The sequence below is a fragment of the Streptomyces fuscigenes genome (genome assembly GCF_021556455.1).
GTDB classification, from domain to species: Bacteria; Actinomycetota; Actinomycetes; order Streptomycetales; family Streptomycetaceae; genus Streptomyces; species Streptomyces fuscigenes.
The window spans coordinates 1-8,960 of sequence record NZ_JAKGCV010000223.1 but is presented as its reverse complement, the minus strand read 5'-3'; the positions used below and the strand labels follow the sequence as shown (position 1 = coordinate 8,960).

The window sequence follows — 8,960 nt, the reverse complement described above, 5'->3', positions numbered from 1 at the left end:
CCCCGCAGGCGGCGCCGGCCGCGGGCGCCGCCGCCCCGGCCGCGCCCGTCTCGCCCGTCGCGCCGACAGCCGACCAGGACGCCGTCGCCTGCTCCCTCGAAAACCCCGAATCCTGCGAGGCATGCCAGTGAATCCCGCCACCTCCACCCCGTCCGCCGTGCCCGGCGCCGCCCTGTCCGCCGCCGCGGAGGCCCGGGACGCCGCCGAGGCCACCGGGTCCGAGGCGGGCACCCGCCGCGGCAACCTGCTCGACCCCGGCTTCGAGCTGACGCTGCGGCCGATGCGCTACCCGGACTTCTACGACCGCTACCGCGACGCGATCAAGAACACCTGGACCGTGGAGGAGGTGGACCTGCACTCCGACGTCGCCGACCTGGCGAAGCTCTCCCCGGGCGAGCAGCACATGATCGGCCGGCTGGTCGCGTTCTTCGCAACGGGCGACTCGATCGTCGCGAACAACCTCGTATTGACCCTCTACAAGCACATCAACTCGCCCGAGGCGCGCCTGTACCTGTCCCGGCAGCTGTTCGAGGAGGCGGTGCACGTCCAGTTCTATCTGACGCTGCTGGACACCTACCTGCCCGATCCCGACGACCGCGCCGCCGCGTTCGCGGCCGTGGAGAACATCCCGTCCATCCGTGAGAAGGCCGCGTTCTGCTTCCGCTGGATGGACGAGGTCGAGCGGCTGGACCGGCTGAAGACGGCGGCCGACCGCCGCCGCTTCCTGCTGAACCTGATCTGCTTCGCCGCGTGCATCGAGGGCCTGTTCTTCTACGGGGCGTTCGCCTACGTGTACTGGTTCCGCTCCCGCGGCCTGCTGCACGGCCTGGCGACCGGCACCAACTGGGTCTTCCGCGACGAGACGATGCACATGAGCTTCGCGTTCGACGTGGTCGACACCGTGCGGCGCGAGGACCCCGGCCTGTTCGACGAGGCGCTCGGCGGCCAGGTCACGGAGATGGTCAAGGAGGCGGTGGAGGCCGAGCTCCAGTTCGCGCACGACCTGTGCGGGGAGGGCCTGCCGGGCATGAACACGGCTTCCATGCGCGAGTACCTCCAGTGTGTCGCCGACCAGCGCCTCCAGCGGCTCGGGTTCGAGCCGGTGTACGGCTCGCGGAACCCGTTCTCGTACATGGAGCTCCAGGGAGTGCAGGAGCTGACGAACTTCTTCGAGCGGCGCCCCTCGGCCTACCAGGTCGCGGTGGAGGGTTCGGTCGCCCTCGACGAAGAGTTCTGACGCTTCGTCAATTACATGGCGGCAGCGCCAACAGCCGGCCCGCTGAACGCGGTTCATCGACGGGGACGGCCGGGGGCGGGGCGGTGGGAGCCGGGGGCGCGGGGCGGCCCTCGGCTTCCGCCGCCCGCCGCCAATCCCCCTGCCAATTCAGGTTCATGGGGCGGCAAAGTTCTGCGCGCACGACTGTTCGGGGCCGCCGGGCCCGGCTACGTTCTGCCCGTCCCGCCGAGTCGCCCTTCCGCGGCACGGCAGGACCGTCGAATTGGCATGCCCATGACCATATCTGGCCGTCACCCGACGGCTCGTGCTACGCGCGTCACGGGCCCGCCCCTTCGAAGAGCCGAGAACCGCCCATTCCGGCTGTGGCACCGCGCGGAGCCCTCACCCGGGCCCACACGGCGCCGGCCTCGAACAGATGGAGGCAACACCCCCATGCGTTCACGCCTCACGTCCTCCGGAAGACCCACCCGGAGCCTGCGAAGATTCCTCGTCACCGCACTTCCGGCCCTCGCGCTCGGCCTCGCCGGGTTCGCGGCCGCCCCGCCCGCGGGCGCGCAGCCCGCGCCGGCCCCGCACGTCTCCGCCGCCTCCCCCAGCACCCAGAACGCCGCGGCCCTCACCGACCCCGCCCGGCAGACGGTCCACCCGACCGGCAAGGCCGGGGCGCAGGTCCCGACCGAGCGCCTGTGCTCCGCCGCGGCCCGGCCCGGCACGGCGTCCTGTTTCGCCGAGCGCAGGACCGACATCGCCCAGAAGCTCGCCGCGGCCGTCTCGCCCGACGCCGCGGTGTCCGGCCTCAGCCCGGCCAACCTGCACAGCGCCTACAACCTGCCCTCGACGGGCGGCTCCGGCCTGACCGTCGGCATCGTCGACGCGTACAACGACCCGAACGCCGCGGCCGACCTCGCCACCTACCGCTCGCAGTTCGGCCTGTCCGCCTGCACGAAGGCCAACGGCTGCTTCAAGCAGGTCAGCCAGACCGGCTCGACCACCTCGCTGCCGACGAACGACAGCGGCTGGGCCGGCGAGGAGGCGCTCGACATCGACATGGTCAGCGCCATCTGCCCCAACTGCAACATCCTCCTGGTCGAGGCCAACTCGCCGACCGACGCCAACCTCGGCGCGGCGGAGAACGAGGCGGTCGCGCTCGGCGCGAAGTTCGTCTCCAACAGCTGGGGCGGCGACGAGTCCTCCTCGCAGACCAGCGCGGACACCTCGTACTTCAAGCACCCGGGTGTCGCGATCACCGTCTCCTCCGGCGACGAGGCCTACGGCGCCGAGTGGCCGGCCACGTCCCAGTACGTGACCGCCGTCGGCGGCACCGCGCTGACCACCTCCTCCAACTCCCGCGGCTGGAGCGAGTCGGTCTGGAAGACCAACAGCACCGAGGGCACCGGATCCGGCTGCTCCGCGTACGAGACGAAGCCCGCCTGGCAGACCGACACCGGCTGCTCGCGGCGGATGGAGTCCGACGTCTCCGCGGTCGCCGACCCGGCCACCGGCGTGGCCGTCTACGACACCTACGGCGGCTCCGGCTGGGCCGTCTACGGCGGCACGAGTGCCTCGTCCCCGATCATCGCCGGCGTCTACGCGCTGGCCGGGACCCCCGGCTCCGCCGACTACCCGGCGAAGTACCCCTACGCGCACACGTCGAGCCTGTACGACGTGACCAGCGGCAACAACGGCTCCTGCTCGCCGTCGTACTTCTGCACCGCGACCGCCGGCTACGACGGACCCACCGGCTGGGGCACCCCCAACGGCACCGCGGCCTTCACCTCCGGCTCCGGCACCGGCGGCGGTGTGACGGTCTCCAGCCCCGGCAACCAGTCGACGAAGACGGGCAGTTCGGTGAGCCTGGCGATCACGGCCAGTGACTCGACGGGCGCGGCCCTCACCTACAGCGCGACCGGGCTGCCGGCCGGGCTGTCGATCAACGCCTCGACCGGTCTGATCTCCGGCACGGCGACCACCGCGGGCACGTACTCGGTCACCGTCACCGCGAAGGACGCCGCGGGCGCCTCCGGTTCGGCCTCCTTCACCTGGACCGTGAGCACCTCCGGCGGCGGCACCTGCACCTCGGCCCAGCTGCTCGCCAACCCGGGCTTCGAGTCGGGCGGCAGCGGATGGACCGCGTCCAGCGGCGTCATCACGACCGACTCCGGCGAGGCGGCGCACAGCGGCTCGTACAAGGCCTGGATGGACGGCTACGGCACCACCCACACCGACTCCGTGTCCCAGTCGGTGAGCGTCCCCGCCGGATGCAGGGCCACGTTCACCTTCTACCTGCACGTGGACTCGTCGGAGACCAGCACGAGCACGGCCTACGACAAGCTCACCGTCACCGCCGGCTCCACCACGCTGGCGACCTACTCCAACCTCAACAAGGCCTCGGGCTACGCCCAGAAGACCTTCGACCTGTCCTCCTTCGCCGGCTCCACCGTCACGCTGAAGTTCAGCGGCACGGAGGACTCCTCGCTCCAGACCAGCTTCGTCGTGGACGACACCGCCCTGACGACCTCCTGAGCGGACGGGGACCCCGGTCGCGCGCCGGCGGCCGGGGCCCCCGCACGCGGTACGAGCCGGGGGGTCGGCCGGGACCGGCCGGCCTCCCGGCTCGGCGGGTTCCGGTCCGAGCGGCCCCGCGCCGTGACGGACACCTCCAGGTACGGGACCGCTCCCGCCGGAGCCGGTCGTACGACGCGGTGACGACCGGCCCCCGCGCATCCCCGGCCCGGTGGATCCGGAACGGCCGGTGGCACGTCCGAACCGCGAGGAGGCCGCCCATGCGACGCACATCCGGCACGAAGACCCTCGCCCTCACGGCTCTGACCCTGCTCCTCGCGGGCTGCGGAACGGGGCACGGCGGCAGCGCCGGCCCGCCGCCGCCCGCATCGTCGTCGCCCGTCGCTCCACCGACCCCGCCCGCGCCGCCGTCCCCCGGCGCGCCGTCGTCCCCGCCCGTACCGTCACCCCCGTCCGCACCGCCCGCTCCCTCGTCCCCCGGCGCGCCCCCCTCGCCGTCGGGCGGCTCCTGCGCCGCGGCGAGCGGGGCACTCGGCGCCGCCGACACCGGCCACACCTACTGCCTGGCGGCCGGGGACATGATCCGCGTCGGCCTCGACGGCACGGCCGCCAGGCCCTGGGGGCCCGTGGTCAGCGAAGGCGGGGGCCTGGAGCGGCTGGGCGGCGGCTCCGGCGGGCCGGGGGACGCGTCCGCCCGATTCCGGGCCGCGGCGGCCGGCACCGTCCGGCTGACGTCGTCCCGGCCGCTGTGCCCGCGCGATCCCGGGCGCATGTCCTGCACGGCCCTTCAGGAGTGGACCGTCACGGTGGTCGTGGCGAAGGGATGAGGCCGAGGCGGCCGCCCGACGCCGGCGGCCGCCCGGAGCTGACGGTCCACCCGGCGCTCGTGCGCGAGCCAGACCAGGGACGGGAGCGCCACGAGCGCGAAGATCCCCAGGTCGAGGACGATTCCGACGAAGTTGTTCACGAGTGCGTTCATGGACATCAGTGTTCCGCTGGGAACTCCTTACCGGCAGTGGCAGAACTGCCGTGCACCGTCGCATTACTGCCACGATCGTGCACACTGAAGGGCATGCTGAAAAACGTGGCCGCCGTCCTGCTCGACGGCGTGCATCCCTTCGAACTCGGTGTCGTGTGCGAGGTGTTCGGGCTCGACCGCGGCGACGAGGGCCTGCCCGTCTACGATTTCGCCGTGGCCTCGGCAGAGGGCCCGACCCTCTCCACCCACTGCGGGTTCACCCTCGGGAATCTGCACGGTCTGGACCGGCTCGAGTCCGCGGACCTGATCTGCGTGCCCGCGGGCAACGACTACACGCGCCGCACCTTCCCGCCCGAGCTGCTGGAGGCCCTGCGCCGCGCCGTCGGGCGGGGCGCCCGGGTCCTGAGCGTCTGCACCGGCGTCTTCGCCCTCGGCGCCGCGGGCCTGCTCGACGGCCGCCGCTGCTCGGTGCACTGGCGGCAGGCGGACGAGCTGCGGCTGGCCCACCCCCGCGCGGACGTCCAGCCGGACGTGCTCTACGTGGCGGACGGCCCGGTCATCACCTCGGCGGGCACCGCGGCGGGCATCGACGCGTGCCTCGAACTCGTCCGCCTGGAGCACGGGCCCAAGGTGGCCAACGCCATCGCGCGCCGCATGGTCGTGCCGCCCCACCGCGACGGCGGCCAGGCGCAGTTCGTCGAGCGTCCCGTGCCGCCGAGCGGCTGCGACACGGTCGGCGGGGTGCTGGCGTGGATGGAGCGGCACCTGGACCGCGAGATCACCGTCGAGCAGCTCGCGGAGCGCGCGCACATGTCACCCCGCACGTTCGCGCGCCGCTTCCAGCAGGAGACGGGCACCACGCCCTACCGCTGGCTGCTGCGCCAACGAGTACTGCTCGCACAGGAGTTGCTGGAGGGTACGGACGAGACGGTGGACGCGGTCGCCGGCCGGGCCGGCTTCGGCAACGCGGCGACCCTGCGCCACCACTTCCTGCGGACCCTGAGCACGACACCGCACGCGTACCGGCGCACCTTCCGCGGCGGGCAGGCGCACGGCGCGGGGGAGGCCGCCGTGCCGGCCCCGGCCGGCCGCTGAGGGCCGGGCGCGCCCCTGCCGGGGAGCCGCCGGGCGATCCGGCCCGCGCGGGCGCCCCTCGGTCGCCGGCCGGCGGGCGCCCGCCGATCGCGGGTGGCCGGCGCCCGTCGCCAGTCGTCAGTCGTCAGTCGTCAGTCGTCAGTCGTTGGGGACGGTCTCGTAGCGGGGCGTGTTCTCCTCCATCTGCTTGAGCGTGTTCTTGCGCTCGCGCTTGGAGAGGCGGTCGATGTACAGGTAGCCGTACAGGTGGTCCGTCTCGTGCTGGAGGCAGCGGGCGAAGTAGCCGGTGCCGCGCACCTTGATCGGGTTGCCCTTGGCGTCCTGGCCGGTGACCTCGGCGTAGTCGGGGCGGGCGAGCTCCGCGTAGGCCGTCGGGACGGACAGGCAGCCCTCGTTCGAGTCGTCCAGCCTCCGGCGCTCCGGGTCCAGCTCCACGAGCACCGGGTTGCACACGGCGCCGACGTGGCGCACGCCCGCGTCGTCCTGGCAGTCGTAGACGAAGACCTTGAGGTCGACGCCGATCTGGTTCGCGGCGAGGCCGACGCCCTCGGCGGTGCGCTGGCTCGCGAACATGTCGTCGATCAGCGCCGCGAGCTCGTCGTCGAAAGCGGTGACCGTACGGCACTCGCGGTGGAGCATCGGGTGCCCCACGACGGTGATCGGGCGGGACGTGCCGCGCTCCCGGTGCGCGCTCTCGCGCTCCTCGGCGTCCACCGTGTCCACGACGAACCCGTCCTCGTCACTCGCGAGGACGCCCTCGTCGATCCGCTGGTCCGTCTCCTGCTGCGTCATGTCCGCAGTCGCCTTCCTGGGTACCGTTGTGCCGCTGGGCCCCACCGCGCCCGGGCCGGCCCGGCACAGCGCGCGATGTGCCCATACAGCCTAAGGGCAGGCCGCCGAAGCGGCGTCCGTCACGGAGCGGTCGCGCCCGCGCACGAGGCGTGCGGGCCCTGGGGGCCGCGCCCGTGCCGCACCGCCGCCGGCGCGCCTGCCCGGCGTGCGCTCAGCACACCTCTTCGAGGTCCCGCCACTCGCGGCTGTCCGGGCTGTCTGCGACCCAGCCGTCGAGCAGGCCGCGCACGAGCCCCTGCGGCGCGGCGATGCCGCACTCGCGCTCGGGCGTCCACAGCTCGCCGGGCGTGCGGTGGCCGAGCGGGCCGGGGTGCCCGGGCTCGCTGTGGTCGTGCGGGTCGAGGTACTCGCCCTCGCCCTCGGCGCTGGGCATGCGGCTCTCCGAGCAGGTCCGGCACAGCAGCCGCACCGACGACGACCAGTCCTCGGCGGCGAACCCCGCGTCGGCGGCGAGCTGTTCCAGCGCGTCCCGGTCCTCCTCGGCCGCCGCCTCCAGCAGCACGACCCAGGTCGGCACCGGCGAGGGCGCCCACAGCTCGATCTCGTCGAAGACCGGGTACACGTGCGGCGAACCGTCCGTGGATCCGGCGGTGGTGCGCTCGCCGTTCGGCACTCCGTCGTGGAGCACGACCTCGCCCCAGCGGCGCCCCGACGACGGCAGCGGGATCGAGAGCACCTCGATGCGCGCGGGGTCGAGCCTGCGGCCCCACACGACCTCGGCCTCGCCCTCCGGGGAGAGGCGCACGGCCGCGCTGCCGAGGTCCATGCCCTCGGGCTCCTCGGCCGCCTCCGCGCTGTGCGGGCTGCCGGGCACCCGCAGCCCGTACGCCTGCCAGGCGCGGCGCGCGAGCGGCCAGTCCTGGAGGGCGGTGGCGGCGATGCCGACGTTCCACCAGTCGGGGGCGCCGGCCTCCTTGTCCAGGAGCGCCACGGCCCGCAGCCCGGCGGCGCGCGCCTGTTCCCAGTCGTGGCGGAACTTGTGCAGCAGCGCCAGGTTGAACCAGGACTCCGACAGCCACGGCTCCATGTCCGCGGCGCGGGTCAGCAGCGCGCCCGCGTCGTCGTACCGGCCGTCACCGATCAGCGTGAACGCGCGGTCGGTGGCCTGCCGCCACGAGGCGGAGGGCCGATGCCGTACCTTCCCGAAGATCCTCACGATTCCCGCCTGCCGGTCGCTCGGGTCACTGCCCCAGGACACTGTCTTCTTCGCATCCAACCATGTCGGGTGCCTGCTCTCTACTCACGGGCTACCCAACCGGGGCCGGGGTAAGACCGCCTCGTGCGAGGACACGTGCGAGGGATTCGACCACGTCGGGATGGTAGTCACGGGCCGTGCCCAGCCGCAGCCGCTCCAGCGCGTCCAGCGTCACGCCCGGACGGGCCCTGTCACCTGCCAGGTCGTCGTACGCGTTGACGGCCCGGACGATCCGGGCGGGCAGCGGCTGCTCCCGGTAGGGATCGGCCTGCCGCTCGACGACGACCGCGACGGCGGAGAGCACTCCGGTCTGCCGGACGACGGCCCCGCCGAGCAGCGCGATGCGCCGCTGCTCGGCCTCCGGGAGCGGCTCGGTGGCGCCCTCGGGCACCGGGTCCACGAGGGAGAGCTGACCGAGGTCGTGCATCAGCGCCGCGTACTCGAGGACGGTCAGGTCGCGGCCCTTGAGGCCGAGGTCGCGGCCCACCGCGCAGCTGAGTTCGGCGACCCTGCGGGCGTGGCCCTCGCGGGTGCAGCCCGCTATCTCGGTGGCACGGGCCAGGGAGGCGATCGTCTGGCGGTAGGTGGTGCGCACGGCCGCGTACCGGCGGAAGGCCAGCTGGGTCAGCATCAGCGGCACGCAGAAGACCGGCAGCGCCCACAGGCCCGCGACGGCGGCCCCCAGCGCCGTCACGACGCCGGTGGCGCACACGGCCGACGAGATGCCCACGAGGGAGCGCAGCTGCTCGCGCAGCAGGGGCCCGAACGGCTCCGCGGTGCGCACCCCGCACAGGACGGCCGAGAGCACCGCGTCGCACAGCGCCGTGAGCACGAGCAGGAGCAGGAGCAGCGCCGTGTAGTACGAGCCGCCGAGGACGTACCAGGGCTGGAAGCAGGCGGCCGCGAAGGCGACCGTGAGGGTGCGCCGCACGAGGTGGTCGAGCGCGGGGCCGTGCACGGCGCCGCCCGCGAGGGCCGCGGCGAAGGTCACGGCGACGGTCTCCAGCACCCCGTGCCCGGCGACCCGGCCCGCGCTCTCGCCGAGCAGCGCGTACGCGAGGGCGCCGGCACGCTGCTCC

The 8,960-nt window shown here is 73.6% G+C and carries 8 protein-coding genes; 4 read left to right on the top strand and 4 right to left on the bottom strand.

All coding sequences use genetic code 11. From position 1 onward, the window contains the following. The first annotated feature begins 280 nt into the window (after positions 1 to 280). The 3 genes from L1885_RS17900 to L1885_RS17890 all read left to right on the top strand — a co-directional run bounded on the left by L1885_RS17900 (position 281) and on the right by L1885_RS17890 (position 4,587). Positions 281 to 1,237, top strand: coding sequence for a ribonucleotide-diphosphate reductase subunit beta (locus tag L1885_RS17900; protein WP_235798137.1), 957 nt, complete (start codon positions 281 to 283; stop codon positions 1,235 to 1,237). A 432-nt stretch (positions 1,238 to 1,669) separates the two neighbouring features. After that, complete coding sequence (locus L1885_RS17895; protein WP_235798135.1) at positions 1,670 to 3,760, top strand: putative Ig domain-containing protein; 2,091 nt, start codon at positions 1,670 to 1,672, stop codon at positions 3,758 to 3,760. A 260-nt stretch (positions 3,761 to 4,020) separates the two neighbouring features. Next, positions 4,021 to 4,587 (top strand): hypothetical protein, encoded by a 567-nt coding sequence (locus L1885_RS17890; RefSeq protein ID WP_235798134.1) that lies wholly within the window; start codon positions 4,021 to 4,023, stop codon positions 4,585 to 4,587. Here L1885_RS17890 and L1885_RS17885 read toward each other — a convergent pair. Further along, positions 4,548 to 4,739 (bottom strand): hypothetical protein, encoded by a 192-nt coding sequence (locus tag L1885_RS17885; RefSeq protein ID WP_235798133.1) that lies wholly within the window; start codon positions 4,737 to 4,739, stop codon positions 4,548 to 4,550. The genes L1885_RS17890 and L1885_RS17885 overlap by 40 nt on opposite strands. Before the next feature lie 93 nt (positions 4,740 to 4,832). Here L1885_RS17885 and L1885_RS17880 point away from each other — a divergent pair, with 93 nt between their 5' ends. Continuing rightward, positions 4,833 to 5,834, top strand: a complete 1,002-nt coding sequence (locus L1885_RS17880) for a GlxA family transcriptional regulator (protein WP_235798132.1) — start codon at positions 4,833 to 4,835, stop codon at positions 5,832 to 5,834. Between the two features lie 138 nt (positions 5,835 to 5,972). Here L1885_RS17880 and def read toward each other — a convergent pair whose 3' ends face one another. The 3 genes from def to L1885_RS17865 all read right to left on the bottom strand — a co-directional run. Then, positions 5,973 to 6,626: a peptide deformylase gene (def, locus tag L1885_RS17875; RefSeq protein ID WP_235798131.1), complete on the bottom strand. Its 654-nt coding sequence runs from the start codon at positions 6,624 to 6,626 to the stop codon at positions 5,973 to 5,975. 211 nt (positions 6,627 to 6,837) lie between these two features. Then, on the bottom strand, positions 6,838 to 7,842 hold the full coding sequence (locus L1885_RS17870; protein WP_235798136.1) for a tetratricopeptide repeat protein: 1,005 nt from the start codon (positions 7,840 to 7,842) through the stop codon (positions 6,838 to 6,840). Between the two features lie 91 nt (positions 7,843 to 7,933). Next, positions 7,934 to 8,960, bottom strand: a 1,027-nt coding sequence (locus tag L1885_RS17865) for an HD-GYP domain-containing protein (RefSeq protein ID WP_235798130.1), incomplete at its 5' end; no start/stop codon positions are given.

What these genes read in the sequence shown, in the direction of transcription:
- def (WP_235798131.1), bottom strand. Translation starts at nt 6,626, where the DNA reads ATGACGCAGCAGGAGACGGACCAGCGGATCGACGAGGGCGTCCTCGCG.
- L1885_RS17900 (WP_235798137.1), top strand. Translation starts at nt 281, where the DNA reads ATGCGCTACCCGGACTTCTACGACCGCTACCGCGACGCGATCAAGAAC.
- L1885_RS17880 (WP_235798132.1), top strand. Translation starts at nt 4,833, where the DNA reads ATGCTGAAAAACGTGGCCGCCGTCCTGCTCGACGGCGTGCATCCCTTC.
- L1885_RS17895 (WP_235798135.1), top strand. Translation starts at nt 1,670, where the DNA reads ATGCGTTCACGCCTCACGTCCTCCGGAAGACCCACCCGGAGCCTGCGA.
- L1885_RS17885 (WP_235798133.1), bottom strand. Translation starts at nt 4,739, where the DNA reads ATGAACGCACTCGTGAACAACTTCGTCGGAATCGTCCTCGACCTGGGG.
- L1885_RS17890 (WP_235798134.1), top strand. Translation starts at nt 4,021, where the DNA reads ATGCGACGCACATCCGGCACGAAGACCCTCGCCCTCACGGCTCTGACC.